The 23,018-nt window shown below is 62.0% G+C and carries 22 protein-coding genes; 14 read left to right on the forward strand and 8 right to left on the reverse strand.

Going from position 1 to position 23,018, the window contains the following annotated elements; all coding sequences use genetic code 11:
- The first annotated feature begins 50 nt into the window (after positions 1-50).
- Entirely contained in the window at positions 51-629 is a 579-nt protein-coding gene (locus tag IGS58_RS01890) for a DNA-3-methyladenine glycosylase (RefSeq protein ID WP_070281638.1), read from the forward strand.
- Here IGS58_RS01890 and IGS58_RS01895 read toward each other — a convergent pair.
- Entirely contained in the window at positions 626-2,320 is a 1,695-nt protein-coding gene (locus IGS58_RS01895; protein ID WP_230520539.1) for a methyl-accepting chemotaxis protein, read from the reverse strand. The genes IGS58_RS01890 and IGS58_RS01895 overlap by 4 nt on opposite strands.
- A 68-nt stretch (positions 2,321-2,388) precedes the next feature.
- Positions 2,389-2,847: a cache domain-containing protein gene (locus IGS58_RS01900; protein ID WP_034780434.1), complete on the reverse strand. Its 459-nt coding sequence runs from the start codon at positions 2,845-2,847 to the stop codon at positions 2,389-2,391.
- A gap of 281 nt (positions 2,848-3,128) precedes the next feature.
- On the opposite strand from IGS58_RS01900, the gene IGS58_RS01905 reads away from it, so the two are divergent.
- From IGS58_RS01905 to IGS58_RS01925, 5 genes are all read left to right on the forward strand, one after another.
- A complete protein-coding gene (locus IGS58_RS01905; RefSeq protein WP_230520540.1) occupies positions 3,129-4,493 on the forward strand; it encodes a KamA family radical SAM protein in 1,365 nt (454 codons plus the stop codon).
- A gap of 2 nt (positions 4,494-4,495) precedes the next feature.
- On the forward strand, positions 4,496-5,836 hold the full coding sequence (locus IGS58_RS01910) for an MFS transporter (RefSeq protein WP_230520541.1): 1,341 nt from the start codon (positions 4,496-4,498) through the stop codon (positions 5,834-5,836).
- On the forward strand, positions 5,781-6,629 hold the full coding sequence (locus tag IGS58_RS01915) for a fumarylacetoacetate hydrolase family protein (RefSeq protein ID WP_230520542.1): 849 nt from the start codon (positions 5,781-5,783) through the stop codon (positions 6,627-6,629). The genes IGS58_RS01910 and IGS58_RS01915 overlap by 56 nt, the downstream gene beginning before the upstream one ends.
- Complete coding sequence (locus IGS58_RS01920) at positions 6,629-7,195, forward strand: carboxymuconolactone decarboxylase family protein (protein ID WP_230520543.1); 567 nt, start codon at positions 6,629-6,631, stop codon at positions 7,193-7,195. The genes IGS58_RS01915 and IGS58_RS01920 overlap by 1 nt, the downstream gene beginning before the upstream one ends.
- A gap of 91 nt (positions 7,196-7,286) precedes the next feature.
- Complete coding sequence (locus IGS58_RS01925; protein WP_225317427.1) at positions 7,287-8,840, forward strand: S1C family serine protease; 1,554 nt, start codon at positions 7,287-7,289, stop codon at positions 8,838-8,840.
- 56 nt (positions 8,841-8,896) lie between these two features.
- On the opposite strand, the gene IGS58_RS01930 is transcribed toward IGS58_RS01925, so the two are convergent.
- The 3 genes from IGS58_RS01930 to yjgA all read right to left on the reverse strand — a co-directional run bounded on the left by IGS58_RS01930 (position 8,897) and on the right by yjgA (position 10,864).
- The gene (locus IGS58_RS01930; RefSeq protein ID WP_230520544.1) at positions 8,897-9,565 is read right to left on the reverse strand and encodes an alpha/beta hydrolase; all 669 of its coding nucleotides are present in this window, start codon (positions 9,563-9,565) and stop codon (positions 8,897-8,899) included.
- Positions 9,562-10,191, reverse strand: coding sequence for a molybdopterin adenylyltransferase (gene mog / locus IGS58_RS01935; protein ID WP_099394915.1), 630 nt, complete (start codon positions 10,189-10,191; stop codon positions 9,562-9,564). Before mog ends, IGS58_RS01930 begins: the two co-directional genes overlap by 4 nt.
- 73 nt (positions 10,192-10,264) lie before the next feature.
- Complete coding sequence (gene yjgA, locus IGS58_RS01940; protein ID WP_070281632.1) at positions 10,265-10,864, reverse strand: ribosome biogenesis factor YjgA; 600 nt, start codon at positions 10,862-10,864, stop codon at positions 10,265-10,267.
- A gap of 92 nt (positions 10,865-10,956) precedes the next feature.
- Between yjgA and pmbA the strand changes: the two genes are divergently transcribed.
- On the forward strand, positions 10,957-12,309 hold the full coding sequence (pmbA, locus tag IGS58_RS01945; RefSeq protein WP_034780420.1) for a metalloprotease PmbA: 1,353 nt from the start codon (positions 10,957-10,959) through the stop codon (positions 12,307-12,309).
- 66 nt (positions 12,310-12,375) lie between these two features.
- On the opposite strand, the gene IGS58_RS01950 is transcribed toward pmbA, so the two are convergent.
- On the reverse strand, positions 12,376-13,377 hold the full coding sequence (locus IGS58_RS01950) for a hypothetical protein (RefSeq protein ID WP_230520545.1): 1,002 nt from the start codon (positions 13,375-13,377) through the stop codon (positions 12,376-12,378).
- A gap of 397 nt (positions 13,378-13,774) precedes the next feature.
- Here IGS58_RS01950 and IGS58_RS01955 point away from each other — a divergent pair, with 397 nt between their 5' ends.
- Both IGS58_RS01955 and IGS58_RS01960 read left to right on the forward strand, forming a co-directional pair.
- Positions 13,775-16,186 carry a TonB-dependent receptor plug domain-containing protein gene (locus IGS58_RS01955; protein WP_230520546.1) on the forward strand — a complete coding sequence of 804 codons (2,412 nt, stop codon included), beginning with the start codon at positions 13,775-13,777 and terminating at the stop codon, positions 16,184-16,186.
- An 11-nt stretch (positions 16,187-16,197) separates the two neighbouring features.
- Positions 16,198-17,523: an aminotransferase class V-fold PLP-dependent enzyme gene (locus tag IGS58_RS01960; RefSeq protein WP_230520547.1), complete on the forward strand. Its 1,326-nt coding sequence runs from the start codon at positions 16,198-16,200 to the stop codon at positions 17,521-17,523.
- A 51-nt stretch (positions 17,524-17,574) separates the two neighbouring features.
- Here IGS58_RS01960 and IGS58_RS01965 read toward each other — a convergent pair whose 3' ends face one another.
- Positions 17,575-18,699: a M14 family metallopeptidase gene (locus tag IGS58_RS01965; protein ID WP_070254584.1), complete on the reverse strand. Its 1,125-nt coding sequence runs from the start codon at positions 18,697-18,699 to the stop codon at positions 17,575-17,577.
- A 141-nt stretch (positions 18,700-18,840) separates the two neighbouring features.
- Between IGS58_RS01965 and IGS58_RS01970 the strand changes: the two genes are divergently transcribed.
- A complete protein-coding gene (locus tag IGS58_RS01970; RefSeq protein ID WP_176376543.1) occupies positions 18,841-19,095 on the forward strand; it encodes a hypothetical protein in 255 nt (84 codons plus the stop codon).
- A gap of 97 nt (positions 19,096-19,192) precedes the next feature.
- Here IGS58_RS01970 and paaX read toward each other — a convergent pair whose 3' ends face one another.
- A complete protein-coding gene (gene paaX, locus IGS58_RS01975) occupies positions 19,193-20,122 on the reverse strand; it encodes a phenylacetic acid degradation operon negative regulatory protein PaaX (RefSeq protein WP_230520548.1) in 930 nt (309 codons plus the stop codon).
- A 267-nt stretch (positions 20,123-20,389) separates the two neighbouring features.
- Here paaX and paaA point away from each other — a divergent pair, with 267 nt between their 5' ends.
- The 4 genes from paaA to paaD are packed head-to-tail and all read left to right on the forward strand — an operon-like array spanning position 20,390 to position 22,992.
- The gene (paaA, locus tag IGS58_RS01980; RefSeq protein ID WP_034780404.1) at positions 20,390-21,379 is read left to right on the forward strand and encodes a 1,2-phenylacetyl-CoA epoxidase subunit PaaA; all 990 of its coding nucleotides are present in this window, start codon (positions 20,390-20,392) and stop codon (positions 21,377-21,379) included.
- Positions 21,380-21,407: 28 nt separating this feature from the next.
- Entirely contained in the window at positions 21,408-21,692 is a 285-nt protein-coding gene (gene paaB, locus IGS58_RS01985) for a 1,2-phenylacetyl-CoA epoxidase subunit PaaB (RefSeq protein ID WP_034746356.1), read from the forward strand.
- A gap of 14 nt (positions 21,693-21,706) precedes the next feature.
- Positions 21,707-22,459 carry a 1,2-phenylacetyl-CoA epoxidase subunit PaaC gene (gene paaC / locus IGS58_RS01990; protein WP_151097123.1) on the forward strand — a complete coding sequence of 251 codons (753 nt, stop codon included), beginning with the start codon at positions 21,707-21,709 and terminating at the stop codon, positions 22,457-22,459.
- Complete coding sequence (gene paaD / locus IGS58_RS01995) at positions 22,459-22,992, forward strand: 1,2-phenylacetyl-CoA epoxidase subunit PaaD (RefSeq protein ID WP_070281626.1); 534 nt, start codon at positions 22,459-22,461, stop codon at positions 22,990-22,992. The genes paaC and paaD overlap by 1 nt, the downstream gene beginning before the upstream one ends.
- Positions 22,993-23,018 lie beyond the last annotated feature (26 nt).

Genomic DNA, 23,018 nt, shown 5'->3' on the forward strand with positions numbered 1-23,018 from the left:
TCAAGGCGGGGCAAGGCGTGCGGCGGGATGTGCGGCAGTACAATTGCCGGATGAAAAAAATCCTTGCGGGTATCGATTTTGCGGACGATTCCAGCAGCGTGGCGCGCCAGCTGATCGGCGTGACCGTGCTGGTCGACGGCGTCGGCGGGCGTATCGTGGAAACGGAAGCGTATGACCGGCTGGATCCCGCTTCGCACACGTATGGCGGCATGACGCCGCGCAATGCGGCCATGTTCGGCCCGCCTGCGCACGCCTATGTCTACCGCTCGTACGGCATCCACTGGTGCCTGAATTTCGTGTGCCGCGAAGCGGGGCATGGGGCGGGCGTGCTGATACGCGCGATTGAACCCGTGGCGGGACTCGATGCCATGCGCGAGCGGCGCGGCGTCGAGGATGCGCGGCTGTTGTGCTCGGGGCCGGGCAAGGTGTGCCAGGCGCTCGGTGTCACGCATATGCATAACCGGCTGGCGCTCGATGCCCCGCCGTTCATGCTGCTGGCCCGCGAAGAAGAGGTGACGGTGCAGGCGGGCTCGCGCATCGGCATTTCCAAGGCGATGGAGACGCCGTGGCGCTTCGTGCTGGCCGGTTCGCCCTACCTGAGTAAGCCGATGCGCGCGCCTGCCATCTAGCTGCGCTGGCGCCGCGATGCATCCTTGGCGGCACGTAGGCCGGGCATGCCGCGTAGCGGGCTATGCAGTGCGCGCCGCTCCTGTTGCGCACTGGCCGGGTGCCGGAACGCTTCTTCGTCGGTATGGCCGCTCGGCGCGGCCGGGCGCTCGTCCAGGGTGAACACGGCCACGGCCGCCGACAACTTGACGGCCTGGTCCTGCAAACTGGCCGCCGCCGCTGCCGCCTGCTCCACCAGGGCCGCATTTTGCTGGGTGACGTCATCCATTTGCGTGACGGCCTGATTCACTTCCGTGATGCCCGAGGCCTGCTCGGCGCTGGCCTGTTTCACGCGCTGGATGATCTCGTTGACTTGCTGCACCGAGGCCACGATGGCGTCCATGCTGTCGCCCGCCTGCTGCACGGCTACGCTGCCGCCATCGATGGTAGTGACCGAGGTGGCGATCAGGGTCTTGATTTCCTTGGCCGCCTGGGCCGAGCGCTGCGCCAGGGTGCGCACTTCGGACGCCACCACGGCAAAGCCGCGGCCCTGTTCGCCCGCGCGCGCCGCTTCCACCGCCGCATTCAGCGCGAGGATATTGGTCTGGAAGGAAATACCATCGATCACGCCGATAATGTCCACGATCTGGCGCGAATTGGCCCGTATCGTCGCCATCGTCGTCACGGCTTGCTGCATCGACGCGCCCCCTTGCACGGCCAGGGTCGATGCTTGCCCCGCCAGCTCGCAGGCCAGCTGGGCATTGTCTGCGTTGTCATTCACGGCTTGCGTCAGCGTTTCCATGGCGCTCGACGTTTCTTCCAGCGAACTGGCCTGCATTTCCGTGCGCGCCGACAGATCCAGATTGCCGGTGGCAATTTCGCGCGAGGCCGTGTCGATCGATTGCACGGCGTCCATGATGGTGCGCAAGGTCTGGTTCAGGTGGGCGATGGTCTGGTCCAGCACGCGCGACGTGGCGGCGATTTCGTCATTGCCTTGCTTGGGGGCGCCGGCCATCAGCTTGCCCGCCGCCAAGTCTTGCACGGCGTCGGCAATGCCGCGGATTTCCACCAGCATGGCGCGCCGCACCAGCATGGTCACCACGATGGAGACGAGGATCGATAGCAGCACCGTCAACAGCAGGCTCCAGCCCAAGGTGCGAAACTCGGCGCTGGCCGTCGCATGGGCCTGGCTGCTGAGCGTCGTTTCCAGGGCGGACAGTTGTGTCAGCTGCGTATTGAACTGGACGAATTGGGTTTCCGCCTTGAGCATGGAATTGGTGGCGATCGATTGGTCCATCTGCGCCATTTCCATGGTTTCCAGCACCGCCTTGCGATAGCCGGCCAGGGCCGTGATGGCCGCATCGACCAGGGTGCGTTCGGCGCCCGTGGCCGTGGCGCGCAGCGTGCCCAGCTGGGTGCCGATGGCCGCATGGCGCGCCTTGATCTGTTGCTCCAGCGTATCGAGGCGGGCCTTGGCGAAGCTGCCATTCGTCCACGACAGCAACTGGTACATATTGCCGTGCACATGCCTGGCCTCGCCTAGTACGTCGGCGGCCGCCTTCAAATGCGTGATGCGCACCCGTACCATGTTTTCCAGCGAGGCATTTTGCCGCACCATGCCATACCAGGCGCCGGTCGAGCTGAGTATCAGCAGCAGCAGGACCAGGGTGGGCGCCAGCAATAATTTTGGTCCGATGCGTAATCGATTGAGCATGCTTGACTCCTGGCTATGGCTGTTCCAACCGCAGGCGGCGCGCGGCGTTCGTGCGCGCCGCCCTTGCCCTATTTCTTGTAGATCCCCGCTTCCAGCACCACGTCGTTGACGCGCAGGATGTACGTGGTCTTCGGTTCGATCTTGCCGCTGGTTGGGTTCTTGTACTGGTAATCGACCCAGCCCTTGCCCTGCTTTTGCGCCAGCTCGATGATTTCACGGCGATATTTCTTGCCATTCGCGTCAGGGACATCCGTCAAATCCTTGCCCACGATGGAAGGATTGATGGGGTGGGCCAGCACGATGCCCGTCTTGATGTCGCGCATGTCCACATACAGCGAGCCCTGCACGAAGTCCGGGTCTTTCGCCGTGATTTTCTTCATCATTTCTTCCTTGCCATGCGCCTTCATGAAGGCGGCGCCCCGTTCGGCCATGGCGATGGCGTCTTTTTCCGTTGGTTCAACCGCGGCGCTGACGCTGCCGCCGGCAAATGCCAGGCACAGCAGGCTACCCGTGAATAAGCGTTTCATGAAAGCTCCTTGTGATATCGAGGGATGTGTTGCCAAGTCGTAATTTACGTCGCCGGCGGTTCCATCAAATTGCGATGGAACAAACTAAGGTGTTGCTTGTAGGCAGCGTGCAACGTATCGACGGTATGTTGATATGTAGCAATTTGGTTCCAAGCAGCAAGAACTATGATGACTTTCACAGCATGCCGAGTTGGCCGGGCATGGGGAGAAAGAGGCTGGAATTGGCCGATATGGGGCTGGTTTCATGAAAGTTATCGCTATTTACAGGCAAGGAGCAGATCGTGTCCGCACCCATTACCGAGCCGTTTTCACCCAAGTTCAAACCGTATACGCGGCACACCATTCAACAGGCGCGGCAGTGGGAATGGCTGCCGGAAGAGCAGCGCGAAGCCGTGCAAGTGGTGTCGCACGTCTTGCCATTTCGCACCAATGCCTATGTGCTCGATCAGTTGATCGACTGGAACAACATCCCGGACGATCCCATCTATCGCCTCGTCTTTCCCCACCGCGACATGCTGCCGCCCGAGCAGTACGCGCACTTGCGCGAGCTGGTGCTGGTGCAGCGCGACAAGGCCGCCATCGACGCCTATGTGCATGGTTTGCGCCTGGGCATGAATCCCCATCCGGCCGGCCAGATGACGCACAACGTGCCCCGGGTCAACGATGCGCCCGTGCGCGGTTTGCAGCATAAATATGCGCAAACGGTGCTGTTTTTCCCCAGCGCGGGACAGACCTGCCACGCGTATTGCACCTTCTGCTTCCGCTGGCCCCAGTTCGTCGGCATGGACGACATGAAGTTCGATGCGCGCGAGTCGCATGAGCTGGCCGCCTACCTGCAACTGCATCCGGAAGTGACGGACGTGCTGATCACGGGCGGCGACCCGATGATCATGAACACGCGGCAACTGGCCGCCTACCTGGAGCCGCTGCTGGCGCCGGGCCTGGAACACATCCAGAACATTCGCATCGGCACCAAGGCGGTGGCGTATTGGCCGCAGCGCTTCGTCTCGGACCGCGATGCGGACGACTTGATGCGCCTGTTCGAGCGCATCGTCAAGGCGGGCAAGAACCTGGCCGTGATGGGCCATTACAGCCATGCCGTCGAGTTGCGCCAGGACATCGCCCAGCAAGCCGTGAAACGCATCGTCTCCACGGGTGCCACCTTGCGCATGCAGGGGCCGCTGATCCGCCACATCAATGAAGATCCGGCAAGCTGGGCCGAGTTGTGGCAGACGGGCACGCGCCTGGGGGCAATTCCGTATTACATGTTTGTCGAACGGGACACGGGCCCGCGCGGCTATTTCGAGTTGCCCCTGGCGAAGGCGCACGAGATTTTCCAGGCCGCCTACCAGATGGTGTCGGGCCTGTCGCGCACGGTGCGCGGGCCTTCCATGAGCGCCTTCCCCGGCAAGATCGTCATCGACGGCATCGTCACCATCCATGGCGAAAAACTGTTTGCCCTGCAATTTTTGCAGGCGCGCAACCCGGACTGGGTGCGCCGGCCGTTTTATGCCAAGTTCGATGCGGAAGCGACGTGGATGGACGATTTGAAGCCGGCCTTTGGCCAGGAGAAATTCTTCTTTGAAACGGATGAACCCGTGCCGCAGGTGCCGCATAAAATCATCCGCCTGGCGCAGGCCGCCTGAGCATGCACGGCGCCGGCGGCTCTTCCCGTTCCGGCGTAGCCGTGTTTTGCCTCGTATTCCTGCCGTTCGCGCTCGGGCATTACCTGTCGTGTCTGTTGCGCGGCGTCAATGCCGTGCTGACGGCGGAATTACTGGGCGCCATCGCCCTGACGCCAGCCCAGCTGGGCCTGCTGACCAGCGCCTTCTTTCTCGCCTTTGCGCTGGTGCAATTGCCAGTTGGCATGGCGCTCGACCGCTACGGTCCCCGCACGGTGCAACTGTGGCTGCTGGCGCTGGCCGCCCTGGGCGTGTGGCTGTTCAGCCGGGGCCACAGCTTTACCGAGCTGATGTGGGCGCGCGCCCTGATGGGGGCGGGCCTGGGCGGCTGTTTCATGGCGGCCGTGAAGGCGATCTCGTGCGCCATCGCACCGGCTCGCCTGCCTTCCGTGCATGGCTACCTGATCGCCGTGGGCGGCCTGGGCGCGGCCACGGCCACCATGCCCGTCAAGCTGGCCCTGCACTACACGGATTGGCGTGGCGTGTTCCTGGGCCTGGCGCTGGCGGCGCTGGCCATCGGCTTGCTGATCCGCCTGCTGTCGCCGGCCATGCCCGCGTCCGTCGCGGCCATGAACAAGGTCAGCGTGTGGAGTGTCTACCGTGATCCGGAGTTTCGCCGCACCATCGCGCTGATCCTGTTGCCGCACACGGTGTTCTTTGGCGTGCAAGGCTTGTGGGTGGGGCGCTGGCTGGCCGACGTGGGCGGCATGTCCGATGACAGCGTGGCATATCTGTTGTACCTGGGCATGGCGGCCGTCATCTTCGGCGCCATCGGCATGGGCATGCTGACGGAATGGGCCGGGCGGCGCGGTATTGCACCCATGCAGGTGGCGGGCGTGGGCATCGTCCTGTTTGTCGCCGTGCAAGTGGCGATGGCGTGCAATGTGGTGCCCAGCCTGCCTTTGCTATCCGTGCTGTTTACCCTGCTGGGCACGGTGACAGGGCTCGAGTATGCGATCGTCGCGCAAAGCATGCCGGCCAGCTTGACGGGCAGGGCGGCCACTTGCCTCAATTTGCTCATTTTCACGGGCGCCTTCCTGGTGCAGGCGGGCTTTGGCTTGATCCTCGGCTGCTGGCCACTGAACAGCCAGCAGCAGTATCCGCCGCAGGCTTACCAGGCGGCGTTTGGCGTGCTGGCCGCCTTGCAACTACCTGGACTTGCGATGTTTTTCATTCACTGCTACAGGCGTGCCGGACCATCCGGTAAAATGGCAGCCTGCACAGCGGCAATGATCAACTCCAAGGAAGACTATGAAACTCGTTCGTTATGGACGTCCAGGCAAGGAAAAACCGGGCCTGATCGATGAAGAAGGCAAACTGCGCGACCTGTCCGGCGTGATTGCCGATATTGACGGCGCGCAACTGTCCGACAAGGCACTGCGCAAGCTGGCCAAGCTGGACGAAAAGACGCTGCCCTTGGTGCGCGGCAATCCACGCTTCGGCGTGCCGCTGGCGAAAGTCGGCAAGTTCATCGGCATCGGCCTCAATTACGCGGATCACGCAGCCGAGTCCGGCATGGCTATCCCGGCCGAACCCATCGTCTTCATGAAGGCCATTACTTGCCTGAATGGCCCGGACGACAATGTCGTGCTGCCGAAAGGCTCCAAAAAGACGGATTGGGAAGTGGAGCTGGGCGTCGTCATCGGCACGCGCGCGCAATACGTGAGCGAAGCGGATGCACTGAAATACGTGGCCGGTTACTGCGTCGTCAACGACATTTCCGAGCGCTCGTTCCAGCTGGAGCGGGGCGGCCAGTGGGACAAAGGCAAGGGCTGCGACACCTTCGGCCCCGTCGGCCCGTGGCTGGTGACGCGCGATGAAGTCATCGATGAGCAGGATCTGGACCTGTACCTGGAAGTCAACGGCAAGCGCATGCAGACCGGCAATACGCAAACCATGATCTTCACGGTGGCGCAGATCGTCAGCTACCTGTCGCAATTCATGACCCTGGAACCGGGCGACGTCATCGCCACGGGCACGCCGCCGGGCGTGGGCCAGGGCCGCAAGCCGCAGCGCTTCCTGAAGAAGGGCGACAGCATGCGCCTGGGTATCGCCGGCCTCGGCGAACAGCAACAGGACGTGGTCGCCTGGACTGCCTGATGGCCGGTAGCGATATCGACCGTTTGCCGCCGCTGCCGCTGAACCAGCTCGACGCCCAGCAGCGCGCGGCCGCGCAAGCCATCATCGATGGTCCGCGCGGTGCTCTGTACGGCCCTTTCGTGCCGCTGATCCGCAGTCCCGAACTGATGGAAACGGCGCAGCGCATGGGCGAATATTTGCGCTACCGCAGCGCCATCGGCACGCGGCTGTCGGAACTGGCGATTCTGGTGACGGCGCGCCAGTGGGACCAGCAAGTCGAGTGGGCCATCCACGCGCCGCTGGCCGTGCAAAACGGCATCGCGCAAGCGGCCGTGGACGCCATTGCCGCGCGGCGCATGCCGCTTGCCCTGAAAGAAGATGAGCAAGCCGTGCACGACTTTTGCGTCGAGTTGCAGCAGAACAAGCGCGTCAGCGATGCCGCGTATGCGCGGGCGCTGGCGCTGTTTGGCGAGCACGGCGTGGTCGACTTGATGGGTATCAATGGCTACTACACCTTCCTGGCCATGGTGATGAATGGCGCGCAGACGGCCGTGCCTGCATTGGGCGTGCCGCCCATGCCCGATTAGAATAGTTCTTCGGGCAAAGATGGACAAAGTGTAATGAAGTTGCAATTATTCAATATATAATTTTACTTCCCTTCCATTGCCAACAAGCTCAATGAAAACTCGTCCGTGCTTCACCCTGATGGGCCGCGCCTTCCTGGCGCTGGCCCTTTCTTTTTGTCCCTTGATGACGGTGCGTGCGCTTGCCGCCGAGACGGCCGCCAGCGCCAGCGCTTCCGCCCTGGAAAATTCCGTCGTCAAGGTGTTTTCCACCCTGCGCGGGCCCGATCCGTATAAACCGTGGAGCAAGGCGGCGCCGCAAGAAGTGACGGGCTCCGGCGTCGTCATCGAAGGCCGCCGCATCCTCACCAATGCGCATGTGGTCGGCTATGCCAGCCAGGTGCAGATCCAGGCGAATGGCGCGGGCGACAAGATCCCGGCGACCGTGCTGGCCATCTCGCGCGGCATGGACCTGGCCTTGCTGAAAATTGACGACGACAGTTTTTTCGCCAGCCACAAAGCGGTGCCGCGCGCCAATGTCTTGCCGGACGTGCGCGATGCCGTGCTGGCGTATGGCTATCCGACGGGCGGCACGTCCTTGTCGATCACCAAGGGCATCGTCTCGCGCATCGAATTCGTGCGCTACAACTTTCCTGTCTCCGGCCTGCGCATCCAGATCGATGCGGCCATCAACCCGGGCAATAGCGGCGGCCCTGTGATTGCCGGAGACAAGATGATCGGCCTGGCCTTTGCCGGCATGCTCAATGCGCAAAACATCGGCTACATCATCCCCAACGAGGAAATCGAGCTGTTCCTGCGCGACCAGGACAGTGGCGCGCCCAAGGGCAAGCCAGCCATGCGTGACGTGACGCAAACGCTGGAAAACCCCGCGCTGCGCACCTACCTGAAGCTGGCCAAGGGCGTCGAGGGCGCCGTCGTGATGTCGCCGGCCAGCAAGGATGCCGCCTATCCGCTCAAGGAGTGGGATGTCATCACGCACATCGGCGATTTTCCCATCGATAACCAAGGCATGGTAAAGCTGAATGCCAACAGCCGCGTGCGTTTCCAGTACCGGGTGCAGCAGCTGGCGAAAGATGGCGAACTGCCGTTGACGGTGGTGCGCCAGGGCGCGCCCCTGAAAATCAAGGTGCCCGTCTCTGCCGCGCACCCGATGCTCATTGCCGGCCTGCAGGGCAATTACCCATCCTATTTCATCTTCGGTCCCATGGTGTTTTCGCGCGCCACCACGGAATTCATGGCGGCGCCGAATGGCAACCCAACGATTTTGGGCGGCATGGCGTTTGCCGGCAATCCGCTGGCCACGCGGCGCGGCGATGCGCCCGACAGCGAGCGCGAAGAGCTGGTGGTGATCGCCGCGCCGTTCTTCCCGCACAAGCTGATGAATGGCTACAGCACCCGTTTCTTCTCGGTCGTCGATTCCGTCAATGGCGTGCGCGTGCGCAGCCTGGCGCACCTGGTGGCCTTGCTGCGCGACCAGACGGATGAGTTGCTGACGTTCCGTTTCCAGCAGCGCGATGCGGAATTGGTCGTCGTGCCCCGCAAGGACATGCTGGCAGCGACGGAATCGATACTGACGGACAACGGCATCCGCTCGGAAGCCTCGCCCGACATGCTGAAAATCTGGAATGAAAAAACGCCGGCGAACTGATCGTTCCCGGCGTTTGGCAAGACAACAGGCGCGGCGCATACCGCGCCTGTTTTGTTTTATGCCAGCACTTTTTTCAGCCACGCACCGATGGCGTCGATCTCTTCCTGGCACAGCGAGTGCTGCATCATGTACTCGTGCCATTCCACCTTGTAACCCATGTCGGTGAGCAAGTCGCGCGACTGCTGCGCGCGGGCGATCGGGACCACGGGGTCGGCCGTGCCGTGCGCCATGAAGATCGGCGTCTGCAGGCTTGCCGGCGTGCGTTCGGCCGCCGTCTTGTCGGCCAGCGGCAGATAGCCTGACAGGCACATCAGGCCAGCCAGCGGTTCCGCATGGCGCAAGCCCGTTTGCAAGGTCATGGCGCAGCCTTGCGAGAAGCCGGCCAGGATGATGCGGCTGGCGGGAATGCCGCGCACCTTTTCGCGCGCGATCAGCGCTTCGACCTGTGCCTGCGAGGCGCGCAAGCCGCCTTCATCTTCGCGGCGCACGAGGTCGCTCACGAGGATGTCGTACCAGGCGCGCATCACATAGCCGTTGTTGATTGTGACGGGCATGGTGCCGGCGCTGGGGAAGATGAAGCGGATGGCGGGGCAGCCGCGCAAATCGAGTTCCTTCACCAAAGGTACGAAGTCGTTGCCGTCCGCGCCCAGGCCATGCATCCAGATGATGGAAACGGTGGGATTCGGTGCGCTGTCGAGTTCTATGGTTTCCAGCAAGGTGCTCATGTATTTTCCTCAGGTAAAGGTTGCGCCGGACGCAGCGCCGATTTGGGACGGAAGGCCTTGCAGATGGCCGGGTCGGTTTCCATGTAAGGGCCGCCGATGAGGTCGATGCAATACGGCACGGCGGCAAAGATACCGTTGACCAGCTGCACGCCGTCGGCATCCTTCAAGCCTTCCAGGGTTTCCTTGATGGCTTTCGGCTGGCCCGGCAAGTTCATGATCAGGGCGGCACGCTCTGGCGTCTCGCGGATCACGGCCACCTGGCGCGAGAGGATCGCCGTCGGCACGAAGCGCAGGCTGATCTGGCGCATCTGTTCGCCGAAACCGGGCATTTCCTTGGTCCCGACGCTGAGCGTGGCATCCGGCGTCACATCGCGGCGCGCCGGGCCCGTGCCGCCCGTCGTCAGGATCAGATGGCAGTGACTCAGGTCGACCATGTCGATCAGGGTGTTTTCAATCTGCGAGCGCTCGTCCGGGATCAGCCGTTTTTCCAGGCGGAATGGCGTGCGGATGGCGGCGGACAGCCAGCTTTCCAGGGCCGGGATGCCCAGGTCTTCATACACGCCGCCGCTGGCGCGGTCCGAGATCGACACGAGGCCGATAATCAATTCGTCTTCTATCGTGGTCATGGGGCACCTGTCTATGTCGTAAAAAAACCGGGCTGATCCCGGTTTTTGTCAACCCAAGCCCTGGAGCTGGGGTTTATTCGTCTTCTTCTTGCTCAACGTCATCTTCATCGGCATCTTTCTTGCCGCTGTTGTTCTTCTTGGCGATCTCTTTCAAGATCTGGAAGATTTCACGGTAAGCTTTTGGTGGCTTGTTCTCGGCCTGCTCCTTGCGGGCATTGCGGATCAGGGTGCGCAGGTGCTGCACGTCCAGTTCCGGGTTTTCCGACAGCAAGACGGTTAATGCCTTGTCATCCGTCAAGAGTTTGTCGCGGCGGCGCTCCATCGCGTGCATATTGGCCGTGTCGGCTTTCGACAAGCCTTTCCAGCTATCGATGGTGCGTTGGATGGCGGCAACTTCTTCCTCATCCAGGGTACGCATCTTCTTGCCCACGTATTGCAGCTGGCGGCGGCGGCCTTCGTGGTCCTTGATTTGCTGGCATTCGAGAATGGCGTCGCGCACGTCTTCCGGCATCGGGACGCGCTTGACGCGGTCACGTGCCTCATTGACGAGTTCTTCGCCCAGCTTTTGCAGGACGGTCATCTGGCGCTTGAGTTCCGACTTCGAAGGACGTTCATATTCCTGTTCGAATTCGGTCGATTGGAAGCCGCAAGCTCCCCGGTTTGGATTTGGCATGATAAGGCGGGATTGGCCGCGTAGGCCGCACCTGTAAACTGTAAACGACTGCTATGATAACCTTTTTAGCGGCTTTCCGAAGAAAACAGCGCATGAACGACTCCGTATTTACCCATAGTCAAGAGCAATTGCAGCAACTAGCCCGTGATGTGTTGTCTTTTGCGCGGGAAGCGGGCGGCACCGACGCTGCCGTCGAAGTCAGCGAAGGCGGTGGCCTGTCGGTTTCTGTCCGAAAAGGCAAGATCGAAACGATCGAGCAAAACAAGGACAAGGGCATGGGCGTGACCGTGTTTGTGGGCAAGAAGCGCGGCAATGCCAGCACCTCCGATTTCTCGCCGTCCGCCCTGCGCGCCACGGTGGACGCCGCCTACAACATCGCCCGCTTCACGGCCGAGGACGATTGCGCGGGACTGGCCGACGCCGACATGCTGGAAATGGCCCCCCGCGATTTGCAACTGTTCTATCCCTGGCTCATTTCCGCCGAGGAAGCCGTCGTGCTGGCCCAGCGGGCCGAAGCGGCCGCGTTTGCCGTCGATCCGCGCATCACGAACAGCGAAGGCGCCGGTGTGCACGTGCAGCAATCGCACTTTGTGTCCGCCAATTCGCGCGGCTTCATCGGCGGCTACCCGTTTTCGCGCCACACCCTGTCCGTGGCGCCCATCGCCGGCAAGGGCGCCAAGATGCAGCGCGACGACTGGTATTCGTCCGTGCGCGACGCCTCCAAAATGTCGAGCCCGGAAGCCATCGGCCGCTACGCCGCCGAGCGCGCCCTGTCGCGCCTGAACGCGCGCAAGCTGGGCACGCGCACCTGTCCCGTGCTGTTCGAGGCGCCGCTGGCGGCCGGTTTGCTCGGTACCTACGTGCAAGCGACCTCGGGCGGCGCCCTGTACCGCAAGTCCACTTTCCTGAACGATTCCCTGGGCACGCAAGTGCTGCCGTCGCACGTGCAGATCTTCGAAGACCCGCACGTGATCGGCGGCGTCGGTTCGGCCCCGTTCGATGAAGAGGGCGTGAAAACCGTCAGCCGCGACGTCGTCAAGGATGGCGTGGTGCAAGGCTATTTCCTGTCGACTTACACGGCCCGCAAGCTGGGAATGCAGACGACGGGCAACGCGGGCGGCTCGCACAATCTGTACCTGACCTCGAAGCAGACGGCAGCCAGCGACGATTTTAGTGCCATGCTGAAAAAGCTGGGCACGGGCTTGCTGGTGACGGAACTGATGGGACAAGGAACCAATTACGTGACGGGCGACTATTCGCGCGGCGCCTCCGGTTTCTGGGTGGAAAACGGCGTGATCCAGTATCCGGTGGAAGAAATCACCATCGCCGGCAACATGAAGGACATGCTGCGCAACATCGTGGCCGTGGGCGCCGACGCCTTGCGCCGCGGCACCAAGGAAACCGGCTCCATCCTCATCGAGAGCATGGTGGTGGCGGGCGGTTAAGCCCCGCCCTGACACACCCCGGCCGGCGGCATGGTTGCCGGCAGGCCGGGGGACTACCTTACCGTTCTACGTCGTTTTGACGTTGACGCACATCCACGCAATATTCGAGGCGTCCCAGGTGGCTTTCCAGTTAATTGCCGTCTGGTCCCTGCATGCTTGCTCGGATGCAAATTTGCTATCCTGGTAGCGCTGGTAGACATAGCCGTCTTGCGGACGCCATACGGCGCCGTACCAATAGTTGTTGGCATCGACGGCGGTTCCTAATTGTTCCACCGGTTTATTCAGGACCGTGTTCTTGTAGTCGATCGCGACACTGCCGTCCTCGTTGTAAAGTCGGACCCATGCGGAATTATTCTGCGTGCCGGCCGCATCGACTGGAACGCAGATCCGCGTCTTGGTCTTGGACATGCTGCCAGGCATGGCCAGGCAGAAATAGGGATTTGGCGAACCTGCCGCAACCGACCATTCCACATTGGTGGTCGTGGTGGCGCTGGGGTCGCAGTAATTCGCGTACTTCCCCGCTTTGAAACCTTCGACATACGCCGACGTTTGCACGCCCGAAAAATACGTGCCGGATGCATTGCTGAGAGCGGGCAATGCTTCGTGGCCCGTGACGGACATGCACGCTCTGTAGCCGGCATCGGCATAGCCGAGTGCCATGCCGATGGGCTGCATGTTTGCGTCCAGATGCAGTTTCCAGGTGTTCCGGTATAGCAGCTTGCCGCTGGCATTGCTGCGCAGCAGTGAAATGACTTTGACTGACGCCGCTTGTTGCGATACGCCATTGGTAATGAATGGTGCAGGCTGTCCGAATTCCTGGCTGACGATTAACATCGCCGACCCCAGATAGCCATCATTGGAGGCCAGATTCGAGATGGTCAGGTCGCTGTCCAGGAATTTCTTTAATGCATCTGCGGCATTGATGGATGCCAGCACCGGTGTCGGTGGCACCACCGGTTTAGGATCCGGATTGCTGCCATTCCCGCCGCTACCTCCGCTACCTCCGCCGCCGCAAGCGGAGAGGGTGAGCAGGCTGACGAGCGCGCACAGTATGGTTTGTTTCTTCATCTTCACAACCTAATATAGCGACAAGCATGCGTGTCGTTGCGCGGTCGCATTATAGGGAGTGTTGATTGTAGGAAATCTATCGAATTGTCTCGTTGTTGCCCCCATTTCCCCTCTCGCTGCCACCGCATGTTTCTCTCTGCGCGCGACTGCAAACTGGCGGTCAGGGGAATGCCAGTCGCCGCCGGCGCCGGGGCAGTGTGCATGCGGCGGCTTGGTAGTAGTGATCAGCTCGTCATACGGATGAAATATTGCCTTCGTATGATGTCGCCATCTGACGTTATCTGCGCTATTTAGATGCTTTTAATGTAAGTAAGCCGAACTTCGTGATATTTCATGCAAGATGCGAGTCTTGCCGTGACGCGTTGTTGTTGATCCAACCTGCATAGTGACCCTCTCCATGACCTACTCCCGTACCCGCATCGCCCGCGCGGTGGCCCTGTTGTGTGCCATGAACGCCCTGTTCGCCCATCCGGCCCAAGCCCATGGCGCCGCGCCCGCTGCGCCAGCTTCCGCCAGCGACGCCAGTGACACCCCGCAAGCCGTGATCGTGACGGGCACGCGCGGCAGCAACCGCACGCAGTTCGACACCATGGCGCCCGTGGACGTGTTCAACCGCGAAGATATCGGCGCCGTTGAATCGTCGGACTTGAACGATGTGCTGGCGCAACTCGTGCCTTCATATGTGGTGCAGCGTCTGCCGATGGCTGACGGGCAAGTGTTCGTGCGTCCCGCCACCTTGCGCGGCCTGTCGCCGGACCAGACCCTGGTGCTGGTCAATGGCAAGCGTTTCCACCGCAGCGCCTTGCTCGGCGCGCGTGGCGCGCAGGCGCCGGACCTGGCGCAGATTCCCGTCTCCGCCATCAAGCGCATCGAGGTGCTGCGCGACGGCGCCTCTGCCCAGTACGGCTCCGACGCGATTGCCGGCGTGATCAACATCATTCTCGACGATACGCTCGGCACGGAGGTCTCCTTGCACCATTCGCAATATTCGGAAGGCGACGGCAAGGGCAATGAAGTGAACCTGAAGACGGGCTTTGCCTTTGGCGAGACGGGCAAGGCGACGATTTTCGGCGCGCTGGCCAAGTCCGACCCCACGTCGCGCACGCGCCAGCGGGCCGACGCGATTGCTTTTCAGAATGCGCATCCGGAACTGAAGGTACCGAATCCCGTGCAGCGCTGGGGCCAGCCGGAACTCGACAGCAAGCGCATCGGCTTCAACGCCAGCATGGCCCTGTCCGACACGACGGAACTGTACGGTTTCGGTCTGTTCAGCCGCAGTGACGGCACCTCGGATTTCAACTGGCGCAACCCGGACACCAGCACGGGCGCGTATAAAACCAGCAGCCTGTTCCCTGGCTGGGACTTGCGCAGCATCTATCCGCTGGGCTTCAGCCCCAGCTATTCGAACGAGCAGGATGATGTACAGGTGGTGGCCGGCGTGCGCGGTCATTTCAACGACCGCTTCGGCTGGGACGTGAGCGCGTCCTGGGGGCGCAACCGCATCGATTACAACCTGGCCAATTCCATCAACGCCTCGATGGGACCGGGCAGCCCGACATCGTTTTACCTGGGCCAATTGTCGCAGGTGGAAAAGATTCTCAACGCCAACTTCAACTATGAATTGCCCGTAGCGTCCCTGCCGCAACCGGTCAACATCGCCTTCGGCGCGGAGGCGCGCAATGAAACCTATGGCGTGAAGGCGGGCGACGTGGCGTCCTGGACGGTGGGGCCGGGCGCGGCCATCGGCCTCGACGCGAATGCGAATGGCGCGCCAGGCTTCAGCGACCGCCAGGCGGGCAGCTGGGGCCAGGACAGCTATGCGGCCTATCTGGACGTGGAAGTGCCCGTCACGAAGGCCCTGAGCCTGGGCGGCGCGGCCCGCTATGAACATTTCTCGGAATTCGGCAGCACCGTCAACGGCAAGTTGTCGGCCCGCTATGCCTTGAGCGAAGACATGGCCTTGCGCGGTTCCTACTCGACAGGTTTCCGTGCGCCAACGCCGGGCCAGTCGAACACCAACAGCACGAATCAAGGCCTCGACACCAAGACCCTGCTGCTGTTTACCAGCGGCCGCCTGGCCAACAACGATCCGCTGGCCATCCTGCTGGGCGCCAAGGCATTGAAGCCGGAAAAATCGAAGAACCTGTCGCTGGGCTTTACGTGGAAGACATCGGCGGGCTTCTCCGGTTCCGTCGACGTGTATGACATCAAGGTCAGCGACCGCTTCAGCACGTCCGCCGCGTTTGCCGTGCCGGCCGGCGTGGCTAATCCGCTGCGCTACACCTCGGTCAGCTACTTCACGAACGACTTCGACACCACCACGCGCGGCATCGATATCGTCGGCAGCCACCTGAGCCGTATCGGCGACGGCAAGCTGAACCTGACCCTGGCCTACAATTACAACACGACGAAAGTCGACGACGGCAAGTCCAGCCTGGTGACGAATGCGGCCCAGCGCCAGGTCTTCGAGGAGCGCTTGCCGCGCCAGAAAGCCACCATCAGCGGCAACTATGACCTGGGCAACTGGAATACCCTGGCCCGCGTGCGCTATTACGGCGCGTGGACGGACAATTCCGGCAATGCCACGGGCGATATCTTCCAGCGTTTTGGCGCCATGCAATTCCTCGACCTGGCGGCCAGCTACAAGATCAGCGACAAGCAGTCCGTGCGCGTGGGTATCGACAACGTGCTGGACAAGTATCCTGACGAAGCAACCTTCCAGGCCAGCCGCGGTCTGATCTATTCGCGCAATGCGCCGTACGACACGGACGGGCGTAACCTGTACGTCGAGTACAAAGTGAAATTCTAAGGGAGATGACGATGAATCCACAACGCCGCGCCCTGTTGCGCGCGGGTTCGCTGGCGGCAGCGCTGCCCATGGCGGCGGGCGCAGGATCGGCTGCGGCAGCATCTGCCGCCCTGCCTCCATCCTTGCCATCGGTGCCGGCCGGCACCACGCCGGAAGTCCTGGCCAGCAACCAGGCTTACTGGCAGGCCGTGGCCGCGCAGTACGACATGACCGATGCCATCGTGCAACTCGACAATGCTTTCTGGGGCTCGATGGCCAGGCCCGTGCTGCGCCACTACGAGCAGCAGCTGGCCATGGTCAACCGCGACAACGCCTGGTATGCGCGCATGCGCTTTCCGGCCGACTTCGAGGCGGCGCGCGCGGCGGCGGCCAGGGCGCTGGGCGTGGCCATCGATGAAATCGTGCTGACGCGGGGCGCCACGGAAGCGCTGCAAGTCCTGATCGCCGGCTATAACCGCCTGCGTCCCGGCGATACGGTGCTGTACGCGGACATCGATTACGACAATATGATCACCGTCACGCGCTGGCTGCAGCAGCGGCGCGGCGCCCAGGTCGTGTCGATTGCCATGCCGGAACCGTTTACGCATGATGGCGTCATCGCCGCCTATGTTGCTGCCATGGAACGCCATCCGGCGCTGAAACTGATGCTGCTCACGCACGTCAATCACCGCAATGGCATGGTCTTGCCCGTGGCAGAGATCAGCCGCCTGGCACGCGCACGGGGCATCGACGTGATCGTCGATACGGCGCACGGCTTCGGCCAGCTGGACATGACGATTCCTGAGCTGCAGGCGGATTTTGCCGGCATCAACCTGCATAAATGGATAGGCGCGCCCGTCGGCGTGGGCGCTGCGTATATCAAGCGGGGCAGGGTGGCCGATATCGACCCGTACATGGGGGAACTGCGGGGAGAAAAGGCGGGCGACGATATCCGCACGCGCGTGCACACGGGCACGGTCAATTTCGCTGCCTACCTGAGTTTGCCGGTGGCGCTGGACTTGCATGCGCAGATCGGCGTGGCCAACAAGCAGGCGCGGCTGCGACTGCTGCGCAACCGCTGGGTGGAAGCGGCGCGCGCCATCGAGGGTATCGAGGTGCTGGCGTCAGCCGATCCGCGCCTGACGAGCGCCATCGCTTCGTTCCGCCTGAAGGGCAAGGCGAGCGTGGCCGACAGCTATGCGCTGTCGAAAAAGCTGGTACAGGAACACGGCATCTTTGCCGTGCCGCGCGACGGTCTCGCTTCCGGCGCTTGCGTGCGCGTGACGCCGGGCATCTTTACGCCCGAGTCGCATCTGGACCGGCTGGTGGAAGCCTTGCGCAAGGTAGCCAAGGGCTGAGAGAAAAGCGCGGCCCGCCTGCGAGGTCGGGCCGCGTGACTGCGGTAAGGCTTAGGCGCGCAAGGTGGCCAGGATCGGTTGCAATACGGCAGCGCCCAGGGCGGCGCTGCGGGCGCCGCTCCAGCCCGTTTGCGGGTCGGGATCGTTGGCGTTGTCCTTGAACGGCAGTTCCAGGGTCAGCGACAGGCAGCCGAAGGCGTGGGTGATATGGGGCGAACCCATGGTCAGCACTTCCGGCGTGAACGGGCCGTCTTCATAGCCGTGTTCATCCTGGAAGTCGGGGCTGGCCACTTTGAAGTCGGCGATGAAGCGGTCTTGCTCGGCCTTTTGTGCCGGCGTGAAATTTTCCAGCGCATCGCTGCCGGCCACGAAGACGTAAGGCAAGCCTTCGTCGCCATGCACGTCGAGGAACAGGTCGCAGCCGATTTCATGCATTTTTTGTTTCACCAGGAACACTTCCGGGCTGCGTTCCATGGTCGGCGTCATCCATTCGCGGTTCAGGTTGGCGCCGGCCGCGTTGGTGCGCAGGTTGCCGTGCACGGAACCGTCCGGGTTCATGTTCGGCACCACATAGAAGACGGCGTCCTGCAGGCACTGGCGGGCAAACGGATTGGCCTGGTCCAGCAAGGCTTCGAGCATGCCTTCAACAAACCATTCGGCCATCGTTTCACCGGGATGCTGGCGCGCGATGATCCAGACTTTCTTCTCTGCATCGGCGTCACCGACCACCAGCAGGTTCATGTCGCGGCCTTCCACGGTGCTGCCCAGGTCGATCAAGCGTACCAGCGGCGACGCTTGCGCGCTGTCGATCAGGGCCAGGTGGCGGTCCCATGGGTATGGCTCGAAGTAGGCGTAGTACACGCTTTCTTCCTCGGGCGTGTGTTCGATAGTCATCACGGTGCCATCAAAGCTGGTGGGCACGCGGAACCAGGTTTCGCGGTCGTAGCTGGCCACGGCCTGGTAATCTTTCCAGCCGTCCGGGTAGGCTGACTTGCCTGCATTCATGAAGCGGATCGTGCATGCCTCGCCTTGTGCGCCTTGCAGGCGGAAGTAAAACCACTGCGTGATGTCGGCGTGGGAATCCTTGCGGATGTTCAGCTCGATGGATTGGGCATCGTCGGCGCGCAGCACCTCGATCGCGCCGGCATCGAATTGCTGGCTGATTTTAATGGTCATGTGTGTTCCTGATAAAAACGTATGGGTTTTGCATCGTGTGCAATGGCGCGATGATACCTGTTTTGCGGTGGTCTTTGTGCTGGCGCAAACGACGACGGACGCGCTTTGCTAACGTGATAGCTCCAATACGGGGAGAGCATCATGGATGACAACGGCAAACACATACGCGAACTGGAAAAGAAAGTCAGCGCCCTCAGCGATGCCCTGGCGCACCTGGGCAAGGGCACGACCTTGCAGGAATTGCTGCGCATCATACGTTTCCCCGGCTATACCACGCCGGCCGAATTCACCTTCAATGCCGCCATCCTCGACACCATGCTGGTGCAGGCCAATGCGCTGGAAAAGCTGGGGCAGGATTTGTTGGCGGGGGCCAAGCAGGTCGTCGCCAAGCAGTGAACGCCTGAGAAAATGCTTATGGCGGCGTTGCGTGGCCTGGGCGTACTCATCGTACTGCCTGCGGCCACGCGCCTGGCCCTGAACATTTTTCAGACGTTCAAGTAGTCAGTCCGCCGAAACGTTCAAAAAACCATGGCTCCACGTCCGGCGTCTGCTCATCCTCGCGCCGCAGGGTGGCCAGAATATGTTCCTCTGCCGCCGCGTAGGTAAGGCGGTAGAGGTCGCGCGCCAGGGCATAGGCTTGCGTGCCCGGCCACGGCTCGGGCAGCAGTTCGACGGGCAATTGCGGGTCGTGCAACTGCACACGGCGGTAGGCGTGCGTCAGCAGTGAGCGGATGACGAACGCTTGCTCCGCATCGAACACGGGCGCTTCTTGCAGCAGGGTCAGCAGCGGCTGGAAGCTGGCGATGAATTTTTCGTAGCCAGCCATCACTTCCGACAAGTCCCAGCAGTCGCCCACCATGTCGCGCAGGGGGCGCGTGCTGACGCCCGGCAACTCTGTTGTGTGGCAAACATACAGCTTGCCCTGCACCTCGTTGCGCACGAGGATATCTTCCAGCGCCTCCGTATTGCTGGCCGGATGGCCAAAGATGCCGGGAGAGATCAAACCATAGCCCGCCCACAATAATTCCTTGCGCAGCGCCCCCCGCTCGGCAGCGCCGATGCTGCCGGCCGGCCCGATCACCAGGGTCCAGCTGCCATCCCAGTGCACGACCAGCGGTGCATAAATGCGGCGATAGGCGCGTTCGAAGCGGGCCAGCGCCTCCGGGCGTATCGTATAGGCGCTGCGGCGGCCATCGCGCTGCGAGCTGAGCCAGCCTTCCTGCGCCAGGCGGAACACGCTGGTACGCAATAAACGGTCGTTGACGCCGAATGGCGCCAGCAGTTCGATCAGGCTGCCCAGCCAGATGGCGCCGCCGCGCGGCACGATGGCGTCGCCAAAGATGGTCATCACCAGGGACTTCGAGCGCGGTGGGTCGCTTTCCAGGAAATCGGCTATCCATGCCGTGCAGCGGGTGTTCTTCATGTGGTTCCGGTCTGGCCGTGTTGCGGTCGAATCAATAAAAGCAGCAGTTTACTTGGCTGCGCGGGTAGCGCGGCAATAATTTGCCGGAAGCGCTGGTGGCGCTCTGTAGTGTTTTCTCATCAGCAATATCATACGCACAAAAAAGCTGCACAAGATACGAATTTTTAAAATGATTCATATCAAGTGTATGCAAATCGTTTTTTGTATCGTATTATCTGTTCATCGCACCGCGTTGCTGCGCAAAATCAAAGACATGGGAGACAGATCATGTACGCACAAATGGTTGAAACCGGCCTCAAGAACGTCCGTTCCCTCGACGACATGGGTCAAGAAGAGCGCGCTTTCCAGGCACGCATCGACGAAGGCATCAAGATCGAGGCCAAGGACTGGATGCCGGATGCCTACCGCAAGACCCTGATCCGCCAGATTTCGCAGCACGCGCACTCGGAAATCGTCGGCCAATTGCCCGAAGGTAACTGGGTCACGCGCGCGCCGACCCTGAAACGCAAATCGATCCTGCTGGCCAAGATCCAGGACGAAGCGGGCCACGGCCTGTACCTGTACAGCGCCGCGGAAACCCTGGGCGTGTCGCGCGACGACTTGCTGGCCGCCTTGCACTCGGGCAAAGCCAAGTATTCCAGCATCTTTAATTATCCGACCCTGTCGTGGGCCGACATGGGCGCCATCGGCTGGCTGGTCGACGGTTCCGCCATCATCAACCAGATTCCCCTGTGCCGCTGCTCGTATGGGCCGTATGCGCGCGCCATGATCCGCGTCTGCAAGGAAGAATCATTTCATGCGCGCCAGGGCTACGACATCATGATGTCGCTGTGCAAGGGTACGCCGGCGCAGAAAGCCATGGCGCAGGATGCGCTGAACCGCTGGTGGTGGCCATCGCTGATGATGTTCGGCCCGTCCGACGCCGCTTCCGTCAACAGCGCCCAATCGGCGCAATGGCGCATCAAGCTGTTCTCGAACGATGAATTGCGCCAGCGCATGGTCGACCAGACCGTGCCGCAAATCGAATACCTGGGCCTGACCGTGCCCGATCCCGACCTGAAATTCAATGCGGAAACGGGTCACTATGAATTCGGCGAGATCGACTGGTCCGAGTTCAACAATGTCCTGAAGGGCAATGGCCCATGCAACCGCGAACGCCTGCAAACGCGCGTGAAAGCGTATGAAGACGGCGAATGGTTCCGCGATGCCTTGGTCGCGTATGCTGACAAGCAAGCTGCTAACAAAGCGGCAGCGTAAATACATAAGACAGATAGGGGATAGCAACATGAGCAAAGAATGGCCTTTGTGGGAAGTTTTCATCCGCAGCCAGCACGGCCTGGCGCACAAGCATGTGGGCAGCCTGCACGCTTCCGACGCCACCATGGCGGTCAACCATGCGCGCGACGTCTACACGCGCCGCAATGAAGGCGTGAGCATCTGGGTGGTGCGCGCGGCCGACATCGTCGCCAGCAGCCCCGGCGACAAGGGCGCCCTGTTCGAGCCGTCGAACAGCAAGGTGTACCGCCATCCCACCTTCTTCCCGATGCCGGAAGAAGTCAAGAACCTGTGATGGGAGCGCCGGCAATGGATGACAAAGTTAACTACTTGCTGCGCCTGGGCGACAACGCCCTGATCCTCAGCCAGCAGCTGTCTCAGCTGTGCGGCAAGGGGCCCGCGCTGGAAGAAGACATGGCGCTGACCAACGTGGCGCTGGACTTGCTGGGCCAGACGCGCTTGTGGTTCAGCTACGCGGCCGAACTGGAAAACGCGGGCCGCGACGAGGACGACATCGCCTTCCTGCGCGACGCCCACGATTTCAAGAACTGCCTGCTGGTCGAACAGCCGAACGGTAACTATGCCGACACCATGATGCGCCAGTTCTTCTTCGACAGCTGGCACTACTTCCAGCTGCTGGAACTGACGAAATCGACGGATGCGCGCATCGTCGAAGTGGCGCAAAAGTCGATCAAGGAAGTGACCTATCACCTGCGCCGCAGCGGTGACCTGATCGTGCGCCTCGGCGACGGCACGGCCGACAGCCATGCCAAGACGCAGGCTGCCGCCGACAAGCTGTGGATGTACACGGGCGAGATGTTCAAGTACGACGCCGTCGACCAGGCCATGGTTGCCGCCGGCATCGCGCCGCCATCGGACGTGCTGCGCCGGGCTTTCCTGGAGCACGTGGCCGAGATCTTCGCCGAGGCGACGCTTGTCATGCCGGCGCCCGACGCCTGGATGCAAAAGGGCGGCAAGCAAGGCACGCACACGGAGCATCTGGGTTTTATCCTGGCCGAGATGCAGTTCCTGCAGCGCGCCTATCCCGGGGCGGAGTGGTAATGAACACGGCCGCTGGCGCTGCGGCGCTGGACGCCGCCCAGGTCTGGGCCTGGCTCGGCGACGTCGCGGACCCGGAAATCCCCGTCATTTCGGTGGTGGACCTGGGCATCGTGCGCGCCGTCGAAGTCACGGATGGCGACGCATGCATCGTGACGATCACGCCCACGTATTCGGGCTGCCCGGCCATGCAGGTGATCGCCGACGCCGTCACGGATGCCTTGCGCAGCCATGGGGTGGCCAAGGTGACCCTGGTGAACCAGCTGGCGCCCGCGTGGACCACGGACTGGATGAGCGAAGCGGGCAAGGCCAAGCTGAAAGGCTATGGCATCGCCCCGCCGCAGCAGCAGGTGATCGACATCAGCGGCTTGAAAGGTGGCGTCAAGCGCCAGGCGATGCCAAAGCTGGACGTGATCTGCCCGAACTGCGGCTCGACGCATACGCAACTGACCAGCCAGTTCGGCTCCACGCCGTGCAAGGCCCTGTACAAGTGCCTGGCTTGCCGCGAACCGTTTGACTACTTCAAGTGCCACTAAAAAAATCAGGCACACGTTCCGAAGAA

The sequence above is a fragment of the Janthinobacterium sp. EB271-G4-7A genome (assembly GCF_020858075.1).
GTDB lineage: Bacteria > Pseudomonadota > Gammaproteobacteria > Burkholderiales > Burkholderiaceae_D > Janthinobacterium > Janthinobacterium lividum.

Coding starts and splice junctions, on each gene's coding strand:
- IGS58_RS01890 (WP_070281638.1), top strand. CDS start 51: ATGAAAAAAATCCTTGCGGGTATCGATTTTGCGGACGATTCCAGCAGC.
- IGS58_RS01895 (WP_230520539.1), bottom strand. CDS start 2,320: ATGCTCAATCGATTACGCATCGGACCAAAATTATTGCTGGCGCCCACC.
- IGS58_RS01900 (WP_034780434.1), bottom strand. CDS start 2,847: ATGAAACGCTTATTCACGGGTAGCCTGCTGTGCCTGGCATTTGCCGGC.
- IGS58_RS01910 (WP_230520541.1), top strand. CDS start 4,496: ATGCACGGCGCCGGCGGCTCTTCCCGTTCCGGCGTAGCCGTGTTTTGC.
- IGS58_RS01915 (WP_230520542.1), top strand. CDS start 5,781: ATGAAACTCGTTCGTTATGGACGTCCAGGCAAGGAAAAACCGGGCCTG.
- IGS58_RS01920 (WP_230520543.1), top strand. CDS start 6,629: ATGGCCGGTAGCGATATCGACCGTTTGCCGCCGCTGCCGCTGAACCAG.
- IGS58_RS01925 (WP_225317427.1), top strand. CDS start 7,287: ATGAAAACTCGTCCGTGCTTCACCCTGATGGGCCGCGCCTTCCTGGCG.
- IGS58_RS01930 (WP_230520544.1), bottom strand. CDS start 9,565: ATGAGCACCTTGCTGGAAACCATAGAACTCGACAGCGCACCGAATCCC.
- mog (WP_099394915.1), bottom strand. CDS start 10,191: ATGACCACGATAGAAGACGAATTGATTATCGGCCTCGTGTCGATCTCG.
- yjgA (WP_070281632.1), bottom strand. CDS start 10,864: ATGCCAAATCCAAACCGGGGAGCTTGCGGCTTCCAATCGACCGAATTC.
- pmbA (WP_034780420.1), top strand. CDS start 10,957: ATGAACGACTCCGTATTTACCCATAGTCAAGAGCAATTGCAGCAACTA.
- IGS58_RS01950 (WP_230520545.1), bottom strand. CDS start 13,377: ATGAAGAAACAAACCATACTGTGCGCGCTCGTCAGCCTGCTCACCCTC.
- IGS58_RS01955 (WP_230520546.1), top strand. CDS start 13,775: ATGACCTACTCCCGTACCCGCATCGCCCGCGCGGTGGCCCTGTTGTGT.
- IGS58_RS01960 (WP_230520547.1), top strand. CDS start 16,198: ATGAATCCACAACGCCGCGCCCTGTTGCGCGCGGGTTCGCTGGCGGCA.
- IGS58_RS01965 (WP_070254584.1), bottom strand. CDS start 18,699: ATGACCATTAAAATCAGCCAGCAATTCGATGCCGGCGCGATCGAGGTG.
- IGS58_RS01970 (WP_176376543.1), top strand. CDS start 18,841: ATGGATGACAACGGCAAACACATACGCGAACTGGAAAAGAAAGTCAGC.
- paaX (WP_230520548.1), bottom strand. CDS start 20,122: ATGAAGAACACCCGCTGCACGGCATGGATAGCCGATTTCCTGGAAAGC.
- paaA (WP_034780404.1), top strand. CDS start 20,390: ATGTACGCACAAATGGTTGAAACCGGCCTCAAGAACGTCCGTTCCCTC.
- paaB (WP_034746356.1), top strand. CDS start 21,408: ATGAGCAAAGAATGGCCTTTGTGGGAAGTTTTCATCCGCAGCCAGCAC.
- paaC (WP_151097123.1), top strand. CDS start 21,707: ATGGATGACAAAGTTAACTACTTGCTGCGCCTGGGCGACAACGCCCTG.
- paaD (WP_070281626.1), top strand. CDS start 22,459: ATGAACACGGCCGCTGGCGCTGCGGCGCTGGACGCCGCCCAGGTCTGG.